The sequence below is a fragment of the Marinobacter alkalisoli genome (genome assembly GCF_045449795.1).
Classification (GTDB): Bacteria; Pseudomonadota; Gammaproteobacteria; order Pseudomonadales; family Oleiphilaceae; genus Marinobacter.
Genome location: NZ_JBJJLB010000042.1, coordinates 156679 through 174150 on the forward strand (window position 1 = coordinate 156679; position 17472 = coordinate 174150).

Below are 17472 nucleotides of genomic sequence, written 5' to 3' on the forward strand. Positions count from 1 at the left end.
CGCTTGGGCTCCGCCATCCATGGCTCCGCACAGTTTCAGCAGGATGGTCCCGCACACCCCTAACTTTGGTAGTTACGCCTGGCCATTCCCGGCACCCAGAAACAGCTGATAAGCCTCGTTATCGGTCATGTCCTCGTAACGAAAGCCAACCTTGTCCAGCATTTCCTCGAAGTCGGCCAGATCCTCCTTGTCCACCTGGGCACCCAACAAAACCCGACTGTAGGCCGCGCCGTGGTTGCGGTAGTGGAACAGCGAGATGTTCCAGCGCGTTCCCAGTGACATCAGGAACTTCAGCAGCGCGCCCGGGCGCTCCGGGAACTCGAACTGGTAGACCTTCTCGTTGGTCACCGACGGTGCGTGCCCGCCGACCATGTGGCGAATGTGCTGCTTGGCGAATTCGCTGTCGGTCAGGTCCACCACGGAATAACCCGACTCCCTCAGGTCCTGCACCAGTTCATCGCGGCCGAGGCCGCCGGCCTGGATCTGGATGCCTACGAAAATGGTGGCCTTCTTGCTGTCAGAGTAGCGGTAGTTGAACTCCGTGATGCTGCGCTTGTGCAGGGCTTTAATGAAGGTCTTGAAGGCACCCGGCTTCTCGGGAATGGTGACCGCCAGGATCGCTTCACGCTTTTCGCCGATTTCCGTGCGCTCGGAGACATAGCGCAAGCGGTCGAAGTTCATATTGGCGCCACTGAGGGTGGCCGCCAGATTTTCCCCTTCGATCTTCTCGCGCTCGATGTACTTCTTAACGCCAGCCACGCCGAGGGCGCCAGCCGGTTCGGCGATAGAGCGGGTGTCTTCGAAGATATCCTTGATGGCAGCGCAGATCTCGTCGGTGGAGACGGTGATCACCTCGTCGACGTAATCCTTGCAGATTTCCCACGGATGCTCGCCGATCTGTTTGACCGCGACCCCGTCGGCAAAAATGCCCACTTCATCCAGCACCACCCGTTCACCGGCCTTCAAGGCCGCCTGCAGGCAGTTGGAATCCTCCGGCTCCACACCGATCACCTTGATCTCCGGACGCAGGTACTTGATGTACGCCGCCATACCGGCAATCAGGCCACCGCCGCCGACGCAGATAAAGACCGCATGCAGGGGTTTGGTGAACTGCCACATCAGCTCCATGGCCACCGTGCCCTGGCCGGCAATGACGTCCGGATCGTCGTAGGGAGGGATATAGGTGTAACCATGCTTTTTGATCAGTTCCTGGGCATGGGCCGCGGCTTCGTCAAAGGCATCGCCCTTGAGCACGACCTTTGCGCCATGGTCCCGCACCGAGCGTACCTTGATGTCCGGGGTGGTCTGGGGCATGACAATGACCGCCTTGATGCCCAGATTCTTCGCCGCCAGCGCCACACCCTGGGCGTGATTGCCGGCGGAGGCACAGATCACCCCTTTTGCTTTCTGCTCCTCAGAGAGCTGGGCAATCCGGTTATACGCGCCGCGAATCTTGAAGGAAAACACCGGCTGGAGATCTTCACGCTTGAGATAAATCTGATTATTCAAACGCTTGGAGAGGCTGCGCGCCTCAGTCAGCGGTGTCTCGATGGCCACATCGTACACCCGGGCATCGAGGATTTTCTTGATATAGCGTTGCGGCATGGGTCCGTCCGGAAGTTAAGGAGATTCGTGGGAAAAACGCACAGTGTAGAAACTTTGGCCGCCCTCCGTCTATAAGCGGTGACGCCAGAAAGGCTATAATAGCGCCAAACCTGTTTACTTCCCCAACCGGAGTTCCCCCATGAACCAGGACGAACTGAAAAAAGCCGTTGCCAAGGCTGCATTGGACTACATTGCGCCCCGCCTGGAGCGCAACAGCATTATTGGCGTGGGCACAGGCAGCACCGCCAACTTCTTTATCGACCTGCTGGCGGACATCCGCACTGAGTTCGACGGCGCCGTGGCCAGCTCCGACGCCACCGCTGAACGGCTGAAAAGCCACGGCATTCCCGTGTATGACCTGAACAGCGTCGGTGAACTGGAGTTCTATGTGGACGGCGCCGACGAGACCAACGAGCGCCTTGAACTGATCAAGGGTGGCGGTGGCGCGCTGACCCGGGAAAAGATCGTTGCAGCGGTCGCCAAAACCTTTATCTGCATTGCCGATGAGTCCAAACAGGTCGGCATTCTCGGGGATTTCCCGTTGCCGGTGGAAGTCATCCCAATGGCCCGCAGCCATGTCGGCCGCGAAATTGTCCGGCTCGGCGGTGATCCCGTCTACCGGGACGGCTTCACCACCGATAACGGCAACATCATCCTGGACATCCATCACATGGACATTTCCCGCCCCATCCAGGTAGAAGAAAAACTCAACCAGATTGTCGGTGTCGTCACCAATGGGCTTTTTGCCCGCCGCCCGGCGGATCTGCTGTTGTTGGGTACCAGCGAAGGCGTGAAAAGCATCCCCCGCCAGGGCGCCTGAAACCGCCGCACCGGGGCTTTCTGGCATTTCAGGCCAGCCAGCCCCGACCCTGACCAAGCGCTTGCTTGGTATCTGCAATTGAGCGACACTGCCTCCCATGGTTTCCGATCACTGGGAGATTTGCCGTGTCCGATTACTTCAACGATATCCACGAACAGGCCCGCCTGAGCGCCCGCAAGTTTGTTGCCACCCATGTCCTTCCCCACATTGACGACTGGGAAGAAGCTGGTGAATTTCCCCGCGATCTCTACCGGAAGGCCGGCGACGCAGGGTTGCTCGGCATTGGCTTTCCCGAAGCTCTCGGGGGCACCGGAGAGGGCGATGTATTCCTGAAAGTGGCCGTCTCCGAGGAGCTGATGCGCTCCACCTCTGGCGGCCTGGTAGCCAGCCTGGGCTCGCTGGATATTGGCCTGCCGCCAGTGGCCAGGTGGGCAAAGCCCGAGGTGCGCGAGCAGATTGTGCCGCCGGTACTGCGCGGCGAAAAAATTGCCGCCCTGGCCGTCACCGAGCCCGGCGGTGGCTCCGACGTGGCCAACCTCAAGACCCGCGCCGTCCGTGATGGTGACCATTACATCGTCAATGGCAGCAAGACCTTCATCACCAGCGGCATGCGCGCGGATCACTACACCGTTGCCGTTCGCACCGGGGGCGAAGGGCATGGTGGCATCAGCCTGCTACTGATCGACCGCGATATGCCGGGCTTCTCTACCGGCAAGAAGCTCCGGAAGATGGGCTGGTGGGCCAGCGACACAGCAGAACTGTTCTTTGAGGATTGCCGGGTACCCGCCAACCGCCTGATCGGCGCCGAGAATGCCGGTTTTATCGCAATCATGAGCAATTTCCTGGCCGAACGCCTGATGTTGTCCATCATGGCTTACACCACAGCCGAGATTGCCCTGGAAGCATCGATGACCTACGCCAGACAGCGTCAGGCCTTTGGGCGCGCCATTGGAGGCTTCCAGGTAACCCGTCACAAGCTGGTGGACATGGCCACCCAGGTGGATATCGCCAAGGAGTACACCTACCGTTGTGCTGCCCTGATGCAGGCTGGCAAAAATCCCGTCAAACAGGTCGCCATGGCGAAAAACTTTGCGGTGGAGGTGTGTGAAAAAGTCACCCGGGAAGCCGTCCAGATTCATGGCGGCATGGGCTACATGCGGGAGTCGGTGGTTGAGCGCCTATACCGGGATGCCAAGATCCTGTCCATTGGCGGCGGCACCGACGAGATCATGAAGGAACTGATTGCCAAGCAGATGCAACTGTAGGAGAGAGACCAACGTTTAGTTTCGATCCACAACAGAGTCCCGTATAATTGCGCCCACTTTTCAAGCGCAGTTAAACGTACCTCAGGAAGGATTGCTCATGAACTTTGACAACATCCCGGCAGGCAAGAACCCGCCAGAAGACATCTACGTCGCCATTGAAATCCCGTCCAACAGCTCGCCAGTCAAGTACGAGCTGGACAAGGACATGGGCGCCCTGCTGGTTGACCGGTTCATGGCCACCCCCATGTTCTACCCGGCCAACTATGGTTTTATCCCCCACACCCTGGCTGACGACGGCGACCCCATTGATGTACTGGTTGTCACCCCGTACCCGGTGCAGGCAGGTTCTGTTATCCGCTGCCGTCCGGTTGGCGTTCTGAACATGGAAGACGAGGCCGGTGGCGATGCCAAACTGGTTGCGGTTCCCCACGACAAGCTGACCACCTCCTACAAGAACGTGCAGGACGTCGAAGACCTGCCCCAGTTGCTCCGGGACCAGATCCAGCACTTCTTTGAAAACTACAAGACCCTTGAGCCCGGCAAGTGGGTCAAGGTGCAGGGCTGGGGCAATGCCGAGGAAGCCAAAAAAGCCATCGTCGAGTCGGTGAACGCCTACAAGGGCTGAGCACCACATTCCCATAAAAAAAACCGGGCCATGACAGCCCGGTTTTTTTATGTCCGGATCACCGACGACTGCCGGTGATTCTGGCGTCAGCCGCGGGACAGCAGATCGCGCATATCACTGATCGCAGCACTTGCCCGGGACAGGTAGGCCGCCATGGTCAGCGAATGGTTCGCCAATACACCAAAGCCACTGCCATTCAGGATCACCGGGCTCCACATGGCGCCCTGGGCGCCTTCCAGCTCGATGATGATCTGCTTCACGCTGGCCATGGCATTCTTGTCGTTCAACACCTTGCGGAAGTCTACCTCGACAGCCTTGAAGATATGCAACAGGGCCCAGGAGCTGCCGCGAGCTTCATAGAACACGTCGTCTATCTTGGTCCAGGGGGTCTTGACCTCTTCCCCCGCGGCCTCCTCCGCCAGCGGATCATCGGGATTGATGGTGGCAACCGCGTCGGACACGGATGCCTTGCCCACACTCTCACCCAGCGTACGGGAAAGACTGCCGAGGCGGGTTTCGAGATCCGCCAGCCAGTTATTCAGGTTGTCCGCGCGGGCAAAGAACTGAGCTGACGGCTGATCCGGACGCGACAACCTGTCCAGGTAGCGATACAACGCCTCGACCCCGCGGCGATATTCTGCTTCCGTGGACGGTATCGCCCAACTGCCGCTGTCAAAATGAAACTGGGGTTCCGCCACGATCAGGTCGGGATCTTCCGCCGACTGACTCTGGGAACGGCTGATATCCTTGCGCATTGCCCGGGACAGATCGCGTAACTGCACCAGCACGCCGTATTCCCAACTGGGCATATTGTCCAGCCACAGCCCGGGCGGGAAAATGTCATTGGAAATGTAGCCGCCGGGCTTGTCCAGCAGTGTTTCGGCGATACGGATCATGGTCACGGTGGTGGCAAACCCCGCAACTGGCTCCCGGTCCATTTCAGATGCGACAGTTCGGGTATGCTCCCGCACCGAGTAGATGTCCGGCTCACTGCTCCAGAACATGCCCAGTATCACCGCTACCAGCAGATACACACCCAGTACAATGAGGATGAATTTACCAATCACGCCACTGCCATCGGCGTAATCCTGCACATCGTCCTTACGATCCCTGAAATATTGTCTGATCCTGCCTGGCATTGGTTAATTAACCCCCTGTCATTTATCGTTATCTGCCTCAAACGGTCGACCCAGATGGTATCCCATCGCACCGTCCACCCCCAACTTGTGTAACACCTCATATTCTGAGGCGGTTTCCACCCCGGTCGCGAATACCTTTACTCCCCGACTATGGGCGATGGCCACCACGGACTCCAGGTAGAACCGGTTGTCTTCATGGCTGTCGATACCATGGATAAAGCTATTATCAATACGAAGCCCCTGAAATCTCAGATTTCTGAGGTAACTGAAAGGCACACCGCCGACGCCGAAACGATCGACCAGCACCGCCACATTGAGCCGGTTCAGCGCCCGCACCAGCAAGCCAACCGCCGTCCGGTGATGGTGCACGGTTTGTTCTGAAATACCAACCCAGAGCCGGTGCCGCCGATCCCCGGCAGCCTCCAGTTGTTCCAGCAGATCCTGCCGGAAAGACTCACTGGCCACCGAGGACGTGCCCAATGTCAGCGCCAGACAGTCCTGAGGCTTCCGCCCAAGCATGGCCAGCGCCTCGCGGACCACCAGCCGGTCGATGTCCTCAATCATGCCGAAACGTTCCGCTATGGGGACAAATACGCCTGCCTTGAGCTCTTCCCCGCCACTGCGGATTCGCGAAAACACCTGATGGTAAACCAGTTGGCCATCGCCGTTGAAAACCATCGGCTGCAACCAGAGCGACAGTTGCTTCTGATCAATCGCCTTACGAATAATGGCGCGCCAGGTTTCCAGGGTATGGTGGCCATCACGTTCGGGGTCCGCCGCCTGACAATCGCTCTGGGGACTGGTCTGAGCCTGCCTCAGCGCCTCATCCGCGGCTGCCATCAGCGCTTTTGCGTTACGATCTTCCTGGGCCTGGGCGACGCCCGCGTGAACCATCACCTCCACCGGAGCCGCCAGGTCGGCGTATACGCCATCCATCTCTTCAATCAGTTGATGACACCAGACAATGCCGTCGGCCTGGGTAATGCCCGGCAGAAATATCGCAAACTCGGCGCCGCTACGGCGTCCGGCAAACGCGCCGGTATGGGACCTGACAAACCGGTTGATGACATCGGCAATCCTCAAAAGCAACCGGTCGGCCTCGCCACGACCGTAAGTCTGGTTGTACAGCGCAAAACTAGCCAGTTGAACAAGAAACAGTACACCCGGAGCCGCCCGCTCTTCCGACTCCACTTCCACCTTCAGACGCTGATCGAACGCGCTGCGACTGGCCAGCCCGGTCACGGTATCCTCATTACTGACCCGTCGCAGGTGCTGGATCAGCTTCGCCTGCCCCTCGAACAGCGACCCCAGATCGTCCGCCATCTGGTTCATTGCCCGGGTCACCTGGTTCAGGTCGCGGGTGGAATTGATGTCGACACGCTTGCGAAAATCCCGCTGCCCCAGTGCTTCCGCCTGTTTCTCCAGGGCCTTGAGTGGTTTGAGTATTCTTCGAACTATCCAGAACAACAGAAACAGGCCAACGCCACCGACCACCATCGTGCCGCCAATCATCCCGATGGTCACATGCCACAGATCGCGGTAGGCACGTCCGGGATGACTGACGACTTCCACATGTCCCAGGCGGGACCACCCCCGAACCACTTCCGCCCTTCCCACGGGCAACGGCAAATCCGCCAGGGCCACAAACCAGGACGGCACGCCAGCGCCTGACAGCGTTGCCTGCCGCCCCGCCACCCAGTCGCCCTCGTGGTCCATATACACCACCGACAGGTAGCGGCCGCTGTCGAACACCGAATCAATCAATGATGCCGCGGCCACCGGGTCACGGCCATCAATGGCATTCGAGAGTGATAACCCCACTGCGGTTGCGCCGTCGCGGGCATGGCCTTCAAGCTGGTCCGATACATAATCCCTGAAACGATCAACACTGAAGGCCAGACTGGCAAACAGGATCAGCAACAGCAGGCTGCCGGTATAGAGCAATACCAGGGAGCGAAGGGAAATCAGCCCCCTCTGGTGACTCGGCAAAGTTAGAGACTGCATCCGTGCCATCACTGGCTGCCTCCGGAGCCTTTCCGGCCCTGAAAAATGTGGCCCTGCCGGGGGTGCTGATGTGACCTGCCCCGCAGAGTTGACAAACATTTACAAAGCATGACCTACGCCGACAACATTAAACACTATAGACTCTGAACAGGACCAGTGTCCCGGAGACGGACCCCCGATAACGAGAAAAAGACAGGCCGGAGTACAATGAACGACGAAAGCCAGAAAGAGAAACTCAGACAGCACTTTGCCCGCCGTGTGACGACACAGGCCAGAGTTGTGCTCGACACCTGGCAGAAAATTCACGGCACAAACCAGCAATCCGCGCCGTTTCGCGACGATTTCGCCACCGCCACGGACAAGCTGGTTCGCTACGCCCAGCGTTTTGAAATGACCGGCCATGCCGATGCCGGCAGCAAGGTACTGGCACTCCTCGCGGACTGGCCCGCCGGCGAGAACCTCCCGGAAGCTCTGGAGCGACAACTGCAGGATGCCATCGAATTGCTGTCCCGCAACACGCTCCGCCGGACGGACCAGAACACTCCGGACGCTCCCCAGCAATTCCGCCGGACCCCGGTATACATTGCCCTCGCCAATGACGAAATAGCCAGTCGCCTGATCCGCCAGCTGGAATTTTTCGGCTTTCGCGCTTCGGCCTTCAGCAACGCCGACCAGCTGATTGAGGCCTGTGCCCTGCACAAACCCGAAACCATCCTCATGGACGTCAACTTCGGCCATGAAACCAACGCCGGGATAGCCACCATTGAGCGCCTGCAGGACCGGCACGACACCCCCATTCCCATTATTTTCATGAGTCATGAGGATGGCACGATTGAAACCCGCCTGCGGGCGTCCCGTTGCGGGGGTGAGGAATTCTTCTATCCGGCCGTTGATCCGGGGCAGCTGATCGAGAAGATCGAAAGCTACACCCATGGCAACACGGTGGAGCCCTACCGGGTACTGGTGCTGGATGATTCCCGGGCACAGGCCAAGTTCATGGAAACCGTCCTGAAAAAGGCGGGAATGATCGCCCACATCATTACCGATCCGATGCAGATCATTCACGCCCTGGAAGAATTCTCTCCGGAAATCATCATTCTCGACATGTACATGCCCGGATGCACCGGTATGGAAATCGCCCGGGTGATCCGCCAGCAGGATCGCTTCCACAGCGTACCCATTATCTATCTTTCGGCCGAGGAAGATGTCTCCAAGCAACTGCATGCCATGAGCCTGGGGGGCGACGACTTTCTCACCAAGCCCATTGATCCCAAGCACCTGATCGCCACCATCCACAACCGGGGCCGGCGCGCCCGGTCATTGCTGGCCCTGATGATTCGCGACAGCCTGACCGGTCTTTACAACCACACCCACACCCTGCACCTGCTGGATCAGGAGATCGTGCGGGCAAAGCAGAAGGACCAGCCTCTTTGCTTTGCCATGCTCGACATTGACTACTTCAAGAAAGTGAACGATACCTTTGGCCACCCCATCGGTGATCGTGTTCTACGGAGCCTGTCCATGTTCCTGAAACAGCGGCTGCGAAAAACCGATCACATCGGTCGCTATGGGGGTGAGGAGTTCGCGATCATCCTGCCCGATACCCGTGAAAGCGACGCCCGCAATGTCCTGAACGAGATCCGCGAACGCTTCTCTGAACTGGTCCAGCCCGCAGGCGGCCAGGAGTTCAATGTCACCTTCAGCTGCGGTATCGCTGCCTGGAAGGGCGAAACCTCCCAGGCACTGTGTGAACGCGCTGACCGGGCGCTGTACCGATCCAAGGAGCTTGGCAGGAACTGCGTGACGGCGGCACCGGACTGACGCCCGGTCAGTCCCGCTCCAGCGTCAGGTACACCGCCGTCTGATTCAGCAGCTGATAGGCAACTTCACCGAAGGTGATCGGCCCCGTCAGTTGTGCCGTTCGCCGGCCTTCCAGGTTCGAGTGCAGATAGTTCAATATGCAGTTACAGCTGAACAAAATCTCACCGGGTTCCTCCGGCATGGCGGCCAGAAAAGCTTCCGGATAATTGCCCACCGGTCTGGCGAACCGATAACGAACACCCTCGAAAACCGGGGCATAGAATCTGACAGCCCGCGTCTGTGGATCCACCGACTGAACACTGACATTGACCAGTGCACCGCAGTAATCGGCCACCAGCGGCCAACGGCTGTCGATGCCGGACGACTGGACTGTATCCGCCAGGTTGCCCGGTCGCCCGTCAATCAGGCAATCCTCCGCGGAGAACCCAGTAGCGGCAAATTCCAGCTCCGGTCCGTCGCCCGCCTCAAACAGATTGACCGTGTGCACCGCAACCGATTCGTGCTCGGGCACACGGACATGCTGCACAACGGCGCGGTCAGTGAACAGCTCGCCAGTGCGGCCATCCACCACGGCCGCACTGGCCTGCCCAAGTTCGTCCACATGCACGCCGGATACCCAACCGGCTATGGGCTTGATAAACATATCGAAGTATGTGGGCGCATACCGCGCATAGTCTTCCAGCACCCGGCTGCCAGCAGGCAGGATAATAATGGAGTAGCCATGCTCCGGGGCATCCTCCAGGACATGGGGAAGGTGGTCGCCATCATAATTGCTGATCGATGCATCGATGCCATACAAACACTGGACGTACACTTGCTTGCGGCTACACAAGCCACCCTCACTGGCGACAAAGTAAGGCGTCGTACCGCCGATCCAGTTGCCGCTGGGCAGCTGTAGCAACAGATCCCGGTCACCGGCGATACTGAGCGACCTGCCGGTATTGATCAACTCTGCCGCCTGGTCCGGCGACATCAATCCTTCACGGAAACCGTCACTCATAACTGGCGGCCTCCGGCTGGTCACGGAACTTGTCCAGTTGAGCAATCTCATCACTCAGCTGCTTTTCGTGCCGGATAAAGAAACGCCTGATCGCATTGACCCGTATGATTTTCGCATCCTCGCTGGTCAACCCTGAAAACTCCTGGCGCGTCCGGGCCAGCAAGAGTTTCAGGCCCAGCATGTTTGCGTGGAATGGCTGCTCCGATTCCAGCAGGTTAAACCAGATCGGGTCGCCGGTGGCGGGAATGGACTGCTGTGCCAGCTCCGTACCCTCCTCCGCAGACATCCGGGCTGCAAGCTTGTCGTCAGCACCGGGAAACTGCCCCTCACTGATCCCATGGCGAATCTGCCAGGCAAGATAGACATCGATACCCAACAACTCGCAAACCTGACGATACCCAAGGCCGGCCTGGAGGCAATCAATCACGCGTCGCGCCAGGCCATGGGTGTAATCCTTTCCCACCCGTCCCAGGAACGGCAGGGGCTCATTGGCGATGCCCCCTTCGTCTGGCAGCGTGGCATGGATGTATGTCTTGTACGCGCCCACATTAACGTGCCGCCAACGCCACTTGTGCTGCTCAAATGGCGAGCGGCCGAACCAGGGTTTGCCGGTGGTCAGATAGGCATGCAACTCCTGACTCTGAACATCCACCCGCACCCGGGAAATGCTCCAGGGCTCCTGTAACACCAGCAGTTTTTTGCACAGTTCGGTGTCTCGCATGGGTCCTCCCTGCTCCGGCAGTGTGGAAAAACCCGAGTCTGGCACCGGAGGGAGGCGGTAGAAAGAACACTTACGCCGGAGATCGGCACCACTTCAGTCGTAAACCGAACTTGTTAGACGATGGTCTAAAAGGACTGCCAAACCGTCGGAAATGAAACAAACGTCTTATGGACGTCTGGCCGGCACCCTCCGACAATGATTCGCAATGTGAGACTTCCCGCTGTCACATCCGGAACGTCGAAATGTATTGATCCGAAAGCCATGAGAACGCACCATGAATGGAAAATGACGCCATTTTCGGCGATCCTGTAGAAAATAATGGAAACAAGGCACGTATCATCATGTCGACTATACTCGTACTCCATGGCCCTAACCTGAATATGCTGGGTACCCGGGAACCGGAACTGTATGGCCGTGAAACCCTGTCGGATATTGACGACCGGCTTCACGAACAGGCAGCAGAACAGGGTCATCACCTGCTCCACCTGCAGTCCAACGCGGAGTACGAACTGATTGAACGCATCCATGATGCACGCAATGAAGGTGTCGATTTCATCATTATTAACCCGGCGGCGTTTACCCACACCAGTGTGGCTCTGAGGGACGCCTTGCTGGCATCGGGTATTCCCTTCATCGAGGTGCATCTTTCCAATGTGCATGCGCGGGAAGCGTTCCGCCATCACTCCTATTTTTCCGATATCGCCGAAGGCGTTATCTGCGGGCTGGGCAGCCAGGGGTACGACCTCGCACTTCAGGCGGCCCTGCAGCGAATTCACTGATAGACCACAGACAATACGGGACCTAACTGACTATGGACATTCGTAAGATCAAGAAGCTGATTGAGCTCCTGGAGGAATCCGACGTCGAGGAGCTGGAGATTCACGAAGGTGATGACTCCGTTCGCATCTCCCGTCGCGGTGAACAGACGGCCGCCACACAGTACATGGCCCACTACCCGGCACCCGCACCTGCACCTGCACCGCAGCCGGCTCCGGCCGCCGAAGCCGCCGCTCCTGCTGCCAGTGAGAGCTCAGCTCCGGCTGCGCCGTCCGGTCATGCTGTCAAGTCACCCATGGTCGGCACCTTCTATCGCTCACCCTCCCCGACGGCCAAGGCCTTTGTGGAAGTGGGCCAGCAGGTCAAGGCAGGTGAAGTGGTCTGCATCGTAGAGGCCATGAAGATGATGAACCAGATCGAATCAGACAAGAGCGGCACCGTCACTGAAATCCTGGTGGAGAATGGTCAGCCGGTAGAGTTCGACCAGCCTCTGGTCGTCATTTCCTGAACTCGGTGATTGCATATCATGGCTATGTTAGAAAAAGTTCTGATCGCAAACCGGGGAGAGATCGCGCTCCGCATCCTGCGCGCCTGTAAAGAGCTGGGCATCAAGACTGTCGCCATCCACTCACAGGTCGACCGTGACCTGATGCACGTGCGCCTTGCGGATGAATCCGTCTGTATCGGCCCGAACAGCGCAGCGGACAGCTATCTGAACATCCCCACTATCATCAGTGCGGCGGAAGTGACGGATTCCGTGGGCATTCATCCCGGCTATGGTTTTCTTGCCGAGAATGCTGATTTCGCCGAGCAGGTGGAGAAAAGCGGCTTCCGCTTCATCGGCCCGAGAGCGGAAACCATTCGCCTCATGGGTAACAAGGTTTCAGCCATCAATGCCATGATCCGGGCGGGTGTTCCCACCGTTCCCGGCTCCGATGGTCCGCTGACTGACGACGATGAGCGAACCCTGCGCATTGCCCGCGAGATCGGCTACCCGGTGATGATCAAGGCGGCATCCGGTGGCGGTGGCCGTGGCATGCAGGTGGTTCATTCGGAAGCGGCATTGCTCAAGGGCGTCCAGATTACCCAGAGCGAAGCCCGCAATGCCTTTGGCGATCCGACGGTCTACCTGGAGAAATTCCTGGAGCATCCACGGCATGTGGAAGTTCAGGTGCTGGCCGACATGCACGGCAACTGCATCCACCTGGGAGACCGCGACTGCTCGATGCAGCGCCGTAACCAGAAGGTGATTGAAGAGGCGCCGGCTCCGAACATCAATCCGGAAGCCCGAGAGCGCACTCTCAAGGCGTGCGTCGACGCCTGCAAGGAAATCGGCTACGTGGGTGCCGGTACGTTCGAGTTCCTGTATCAGGACGGCGAGTTCTACTTCATCGAGATGAACACGCGGGTACAGGTGGAGCATCCGGTCTCCGAGATGGTCACCGGCGTAGACATCGTGCGCGAACAGCTCCGCGTTGCCAGTGGCTTGCCCCTGCAATACACCCAGGACGATATCCGCATTTCCGGCCACGCCCTGGAATGCCGGATCAACGCCGAGGATCCCAAGACGTTCGTACCCAGCCCGGGCAAGGTCAAACACTTCCATGCCCCTGGCGGCAACGGTATCCGGGTCGATTCGCATCTGTACAGCGGCTATACGGTACCCCCGTACTACGATTCCCTGGTGGCCAAGCTGATCACCTGGGGCGATGACCGCGAGATCGCTCGCCGGCGCATGAAGAACGCTCTGGACGAATTGGTTGTCGAAGGCATCAAGACCAATCAACCCCTGCATCGAAAACTGGTACGCGATGGTGGCTTTAAACAGGTAGACTTCACCATCCATTACCTGGAAAAACTGATGCGGGATTGAAGCAAATATGCCCTGGATACAACTACAGATCCCGGCTGATCCGGACAACGCGGATCAGCTGGAAGATCTGCTCATGGAGATGGGCGCCGAAGCCGTCTCCATGGAAGATGCAGCCGACCAACCGTTATACGAGCCCGACCCCGGCACCACCCCACTGTGGCACCAGACCAATGTCACCGGCCTGTTCGATTCCGAACGGGACATCGAGCAATTGCGCGCCGCCGTTATCGATGCCTGGCATCAGCAGACCCAGCAATCCCTGCCGGAGATTGCGGTGACGCTGGTGGAAGACAAGGACTGGGAACGGGCGTGGATGGATGACTTCCAGCCTTTGCAGTTCGGCGAACGGCTGTGGATTGTCCCCAGCTGGCATGACGCCCCCGATCCCGACGCCGCCAACCTGATGCTTGACCCCGGTCTGGCCTTTGGCACCGGCACCCACCCCACCACCGCCCTGTGCCTGCAGTGGCTGGACGGCCAGGACGTACAGGGCAAACAGGTGATCGATTACGGTTGCGGCTCAGGCATTCTCGGCCTGGCAGCGCTGTTGCTGGGCGCCGATCACGTTATCGGCGTGGACACCGACCCCCAGGCGCTGGAAGCCAGCCGCGACAACGCCCAGCGCAACGGCGTCGAAAACAGCCGCCTCGACCTGTATCTTCCCGAGCATGAGCCCGATACCAAAGCGGACATCATGCTGGCCAACATCCTGGCCCAGCCCCTGATCGGGCTTGCCCCGCACCTGGCCTCCCTGGTCAAGCCCGGCGGCGACCTGGTGCTGTCCGGCATTCTGTCCAACCAGGCCCGCGAGGTCATGGCGGCGTATGAACCCTGGTTTGTGATGGATGAGCCGGAACAACAGGAAGAGTGGATACGGCTCACAGGACGACGCATCGACAGGTGACGAATCCTTTGTGAACCACTAAACTCCGTGACTCGTAGCGAAGTCGCTTACAGGAACGAAGCATGACCCAAAGCAGCCTGCAGACACGATGCCCCAATTGCGATACCCGGTTCCGGGTAACGGATGAGCAACTCAGTATTGCCAAAGGCAAAGTGCGCTGCGGGAACTGCATGGAAGTCTTCAATGCCGTGGATCACCAGGTCGGACCGTCAGCTTCCGCCGGATCGACGCAACCCTCCCCTGCCCATCCTCCCTCCCGGGAGCCGGATGAACCCGCCAGCGGTTTCTCGGCTGACGATGATTTCGTATTCGCCGACAACCCGGAGGAGGATGCCGTAGAAGGTCGGTATGCGGGCTCCCGGATGACCTTTTCCGAGGAGGAGCTGAGTGACAGCTTCCGCTCCATCAATGAAGAGTCCGGATCAGAATTCGACAACCGGGATGAAGACGACAGCCAGGACATTGATGAAAGCTGGGCCGAGGCGATGCTGGCTGACGATGACCACAAGCACAGCGGCCCGTCCGCCACCCGTGAATCCTCGCCTGCGATTGAATCCGAGCCCGAGCCACGACCGGCCATCGAACCTTCGGTCAAGCCGGAAGCGGTGATCCCGCCCCAGGACGACGAGCTAACGTCCGACAAGGTTTCGGCCGCCACGGACAGCCCGTTAGCACTTGAGCCTACCGATGATCATGCTCAATCGGCGTCTGACAATCTGCCAAAAGAAGACGAGACGGATCGTGACGAGCCCATGACCGCTTACCTGCCCTACAGTGACCTGCGGCGGGAACCGGTATCGGTGCGCGGCGGCTCGGGAGGGCGAGTGCGAACCGTAATCTGGAGCCTGGTTGTACTGGCACTGATTGGCGTACTGGTTGCCCAGGTGACCTGGTTCCAGTTTGACCGGCTGTCATCCATTCCGGAATTACGGCCGTTTTACGAGCAAGGCTGCGAACTGGCCGGTTGCGAACTCAAGCCACTGATTGATGTGGACTCCATCCAGAGCCGCAAACTGGTGGTGCGGACCGATCCGGACAACCGCAGCCAGTTGCTGGTGGAGGCGGTGATTATCAACCGGGCAACGTTTGCCCAGCCTTTCCCCGCGATCGCCCTGACCTTCTCCAATCTGAACGGCGATGTGGTTGCCCAGAGCGTCTTCACCCCCGAGGAATACATAGCCGGCGAAGGCCGTGAGTTATCTACCATGCCAACGGACACACCGGTGCGCATTGCCATCAGCATCCGTGACCCGGGCCGCGACGCGGTGAACTACAACATCGCCTTTCAGGCATATAGCCCGTAAGCGAGCCTTTACTTGCCAAAGACAGCCGAACGCCACCGAACAGACTAAAAGTCAACCAGAAAGCACGAAAAATAATCAATTTTTTCACTGCTTTGCCCCTTCAATCGCTGGCGTCCCGGCGGTATCATTACCGCCCTTCGGATCAGGATCGGTTACTTATTGAGCAATCGTTCCATTCCGACCCTTGCTCAATCCGCTGTGACACGGACTCAGATCATGCTGCCAACGGCAAAAATCGGGCCGTACACGTTGCCCAACCCGCTGATTGTCGCACCCATGGCAGGTGTGACGGACCGCCCGTTCCGCCTGCTGTGCAGGAACATGGGCGCCGGGCTGGCTGTATCGGAAATGGTCATAGCAGACAGCAAGCTCTGGCACACGCGCAAATCCAGGACCCGCATGGATCATGCGGGCGAACCGGAACCCAGATCGGTCCAGATTGCCGGCGGCGATCCCGAAATGCTGGCCCACGCCGCGAAACTGAATGCCGAGTACGGCGCCCAGATCATCGATATCAACATGGGCTGCCCGGCCAAGAAAGTCTGTAACAAGGCCGCCGGTTCCGCGCTGATGAAGGACGAAAGCCTGGTCAGGGAGATACTGGAGGCCGTTGTCGCCGCCGTGGATATCCCGGTTACCCTGAAGATGAGGACTGGCTGGGACCGGGACCATCGCAACGCGCCCCTGATCGCACGCATGGCAGAAGATGCAGGCATCCAGGCGCTGGCGGTTCACGGCCGCACCCGGAAGGACGCCTACAAGGGCGACGCCGAGTACGACACCATCGCGGACGTAAAATCCCGCGTCAGCATACCGGTGTTTGCCAACGGTGATATCACCTCCCCGGAGAAAGCGAAACAGGTACTCCAGCACACCGGCGCCGACGGTCTGTTGATTGGCCGGGCAGCTCAGGGCCGGCCCTGGATCTTCCGGGAAATCCTGCATTTCCTGGAGACCGGAAAACACCTGCAGGCCCCTCCGCTGGCTGAGGTGGAACACATCCTGACGCAGCACCTGGATGCCCTGCACCAGTTTTACGGTGAGTTCATGGGCGTGCGCATTGCCAGAAAACACGTGGGCTGGTATCTGCAGTCCCACGACGAGAGCAAACAGTTCCGCAAACGCTTCAACGCCCTGGACGAGGCGGGGGAGCAGAGAGACAGTATTCAACAGTATTTTGCAGGCTTACGAAATGGAGAGGTATTCGCAGCATGACCGCTGAGACTTTGGCAAACGACAACCTGAGCACATCGGCCAACGATGACATTCATCAGTTGCAGACGGTGAACAGCAGCGGCAACAGCGTCACCCTGCGTGACAGCGTCGAAGTTGCCCTGAAGAACTACTTCGCCCAGCTGGACGGAGCACCGGTCACGGAAGTGTACCAACTGGTGCTGTCCGAAGTGGAGGCGCCCCTGTTGGAGCAGGTGATGAAATACACCCGCAACAACCAGACCAAGGCGTCTACCATGCTTGGCCTGAACCGCGGCACCCTGCGCAAGAAGCTGAAGCAATACGGTCTGCTATAATCCAGACACCCGATTGAAACGAGGGCCTCCCGGACACCATTCGCGAGGCCCTTATTCGTTCATCTCCAGCAAAGAATGTGACCAA

Annotated in this window: 16 protein-coding genes; 11 read left to right on the top strand and 5 right to left on the bottom strand. The window is 58.9% G+C overall.

The genetic code is table 11. The features are described from left to right. Nucleotides 1-72: 72 nt before the first annotated feature. Nucleotides 73-1605 carry a threonine ammonia-lyase, biosynthetic gene (gene ilvA, locus ACJO3M_RS17915; protein WP_407002747.1) on the bottom strand — a complete coding sequence of 511 codons (1533 nt, stop codon included), beginning with the start codon at nucleotides 1603-1605 and terminating at the stop codon, nucleotides 73-75. Between the two features lie 139 nt (nucleotides 1606-1744). Between ilvA and rpiA the strand changes: the two genes are divergently transcribed. The 3 genes from rpiA (at nucleotide 1745) to ppa (ending at nucleotide 4315) form a co-directional block, all read left to right on the top strand. Further along, nucleotides 1745-2425 carry a ribose-5-phosphate isomerase RpiA gene (gene rpiA / locus ACJO3M_RS17920; protein ID WP_407002748.1) on the top strand — a complete coding sequence of 227 codons (681 nt, stop codon included), beginning with the start codon at nucleotides 1745-1747 and terminating at the stop codon, nucleotides 2423-2425. Between the two features lie 125 nt (nucleotides 2426-2550). After that, nucleotides 2551-3690, top strand: a complete 1140-nt coding sequence (locus tag ACJO3M_RS17925) for an acyl-CoA dehydrogenase family protein (RefSeq protein ID WP_407002749.1) — start codon at nucleotides 2551-2553, stop codon at nucleotides 3688-3690. 97 nt (nucleotides 3691-3787) lie between these two features. Further along, complete coding sequence (gene ppa / locus ACJO3M_RS17930) at nucleotides 3788-4315, top strand: inorganic diphosphatase (protein WP_407002750.1); 528 nt, start codon at nucleotides 3788-3790, stop codon at nucleotides 4313-4315. Between the two features lie 86 nt (nucleotides 4316-4401). Here ppa and ACJO3M_RS17935 read toward each other — a convergent pair whose 3' ends face one another. Together ACJO3M_RS17935 and ACJO3M_RS17940 are read right to left on the bottom strand one after the other, a co-directional pair. Next, nucleotides 4402-5454, bottom strand: coding sequence for a DUF2333 family protein (locus ACJO3M_RS17935; protein ID WP_407002751.1), 1053 nt, complete (start codon nucleotides 5452-5454; stop codon nucleotides 4402-4404). A gap of 18 nt (nucleotides 5455-5472) precedes the next feature. Beyond that, the gene (locus tag ACJO3M_RS17940) at nucleotides 5473-7467 is read right to left on the bottom strand and encodes a bifunctional diguanylate cyclase/phosphodiesterase (RefSeq protein ID WP_407002752.1); all 1995 of its coding nucleotides are present in this window, start codon (nucleotides 7465-7467) and stop codon (nucleotides 5473-5475) included. A gap of 198 nt (nucleotides 7468-7665) precedes the next feature. Between ACJO3M_RS17940 and ACJO3M_RS17945 the strand changes: the two genes are divergently transcribed. Then, nucleotides 7666-9279 (top strand): diguanylate cyclase, encoded by a 1614-nt coding sequence (locus ACJO3M_RS17945; protein WP_407002753.1) that lies wholly within the window; start codon nucleotides 7666-7668, stop codon nucleotides 9277-9279. Nucleotides 9280-9286: 7 nt separating this feature from the next. Here the strand turns inward: ACJO3M_RS17945 and ACJO3M_RS17950 are convergent, their stop codons facing one another. Both ACJO3M_RS17950 and ACJO3M_RS17955 read right to left on the bottom strand, forming a co-directional pair. Beyond that, complete coding sequence (locus ACJO3M_RS17950) at nucleotides 9287-10279, bottom strand: DUF6976 family protein (protein ID WP_407002754.1); 993 nt, start codon at nucleotides 10277-10279, stop codon at nucleotides 9287-9289. Beyond that, nucleotides 10272-11000 carry a hypothetical protein gene (locus tag ACJO3M_RS17955; RefSeq protein WP_407002755.1) on the bottom strand — a complete coding sequence of 243 codons (729 nt, stop codon included), beginning with the start codon at nucleotides 10998-11000 and terminating at the stop codon, nucleotides 10272-10274. Before ACJO3M_RS17955 ends, ACJO3M_RS17950 begins: the two co-directional genes overlap by 8 nt. Before the next feature lie 341 nt (nucleotides 11001-11341). Between ACJO3M_RS17955 and aroQ the strand changes: the two genes are divergently transcribed. The 7 genes from aroQ (at nucleotide 11342) to fis (ending at nucleotide 17387) form a co-directional block, all read left to right on the top strand. Continuing rightward, nucleotides 11342-11779, top strand: coding sequence for a type II 3-dehydroquinate dehydratase (gene aroQ, locus ACJO3M_RS17960; RefSeq protein WP_406989231.1), 438 nt, complete (start codon nucleotides 11342-11344; stop codon nucleotides 11777-11779). Between the two features lie 32 nt (nucleotides 11780-11811). Beyond that, a complete protein-coding gene (gene accB, locus ACJO3M_RS17965; RefSeq protein WP_407002756.1) occupies nucleotides 11812-12285 on the top strand; it encodes an acetyl-CoA carboxylase biotin carboxyl carrier protein in 474 nt (157 codons plus the stop codon). 18 nt (nucleotides 12286-12303) lie between these two features. Beyond that, on the top strand, nucleotides 12304-13650 hold the full coding sequence (gene accC, locus ACJO3M_RS17970) for an acetyl-CoA carboxylase biotin carboxylase subunit (protein ID WP_406989235.1): 1347 nt from the start codon (nucleotides 12304-12306) through the stop codon (nucleotides 13648-13650). A gap of 7 nt (nucleotides 13651-13657) precedes the next feature. Then, the gene (gene prmA, locus ACJO3M_RS17975; protein WP_407002757.1) at nucleotides 13658-14554 is read left to right on the top strand and encodes a 50S ribosomal protein L11 methyltransferase; all 897 of its coding nucleotides are present in this window, start codon (nucleotides 13658-13660) and stop codon (nucleotides 14552-14554) included. A gap of 62 nt (nucleotides 14555-14616) precedes the next feature. After that, complete coding sequence (locus ACJO3M_RS17980) at nucleotides 14617-15858, top strand: DUF3426 domain-containing protein (RefSeq protein ID WP_407002758.1); 1242 nt, start codon at nucleotides 14617-14619, stop codon at nucleotides 15856-15858. Between the two features lie 219 nt (nucleotides 15859-16077). After that, the gene (gene dusB / locus ACJO3M_RS17985; protein ID WP_407002877.1) at nucleotides 16078-17073 is read left to right on the top strand and encodes a tRNA dihydrouridine synthase DusB; all 996 of its coding nucleotides are present in this window, start codon (nucleotides 16078-16080) and stop codon (nucleotides 17071-17073) included. Continuing rightward, a complete protein-coding gene (gene fis / locus ACJO3M_RS17990; RefSeq protein ID WP_297790569.1) occupies nucleotides 17070-17387 on the top strand; it encodes a DNA-binding transcriptional regulator Fis in 318 nt (105 codons plus the stop codon). Before dusB ends, fis begins: the two co-directional genes overlap by 4 nt. Nucleotides 17388-17472: the final 85 nt, after the last annotated feature.

What these genes read in the sequence shown, in the direction of transcription:
- ACJO3M_RS17935 (WP_407002751.1), bottom strand. Translation starts at nt 5,454, where the DNA reads ATGCCAGGCAGGATCAGACAATATTTCAGGGATCGTAAGGACGATGTG.
- ACJO3M_RS17950 (WP_407002754.1), bottom strand. Translation starts at nt 10,279, where the DNA reads ATGAGTGACGGTTTCCGTGAAGGATTGATGTCGCCGGACCAGGCGGCA.
- ACJO3M_RS17945 (WP_407002753.1), top strand. Translation starts at nt 7,666, where the DNA reads ATGAACGACGAAAGCCAGAAAGAGAAACTCAGACAGCACTTTGCCCGC.
- rpiA (WP_407002748.1), top strand. Translation starts at nt 1,745, where the DNA reads ATGAACCAGGACGAACTGAAAAAAGCCGTTGCCAAGGCTGCATTGGAC.
- prmA (WP_407002757.1), top strand. Translation starts at nt 13,658, where the DNA reads ATGCCCTGGATACAACTACAGATCCCGGCTGATCCGGACAACGCGGAT.
- accB (WP_407002756.1), top strand. Translation starts at nt 11,812, where the DNA reads ATGGACATTCGTAAGATCAAGAAGCTGATTGAGCTCCTGGAGGAATCC.
- ACJO3M_RS17955 (WP_407002755.1), bottom strand. Translation starts at nt 11,000, where the DNA reads ATGCGAGACACCGAACTGTGCAAAAAACTGCTGGTGTTACAGGAGCCC.
- ilvA (WP_407002747.1), bottom strand. Translation starts at nt 1,605, where the DNA reads ATGCCGCAACGCTATATCAAGAAAATCCTCGATGCCCGGGTGTACGAT.
- ACJO3M_RS17940 (WP_407002752.1), bottom strand. Translation starts at nt 7,467, where the DNA reads ATGGCACGGATGCAGTCTCTAACTTTGCCGAGTCACCAGAGGGGGCTG.
- fis (WP_297790569.1), top strand. Translation starts at nt 17,070, where the DNA reads ATGACCGCTGAGACTTTGGCAAACGACAACCTGAGCACATCGGCCAAC.
- ACJO3M_RS17980 (WP_407002758.1), top strand. Translation starts at nt 14,617, where the DNA reads ATGACCCAAAGCAGCCTGCAGACACGATGCCCCAATTGCGATACCCGG.
- accC (WP_406989235.1), top strand. Translation starts at nt 12,304, where the DNA reads ATGGCTATGTTAGAAAAAGTTCTGATCGCAAACCGGGGAGAGATCGCG.
- ppa (WP_407002750.1), top strand. Translation starts at nt 3,788, where the DNA reads ATGAACTTTGACAACATCCCGGCAGGCAAGAACCCGCCAGAAGACATC.
- aroQ (WP_406989231.1), top strand. Translation starts at nt 11,342, where the DNA reads ATGTCGACTATACTCGTACTCCATGGCCCTAACCTGAATATGCTGGGT.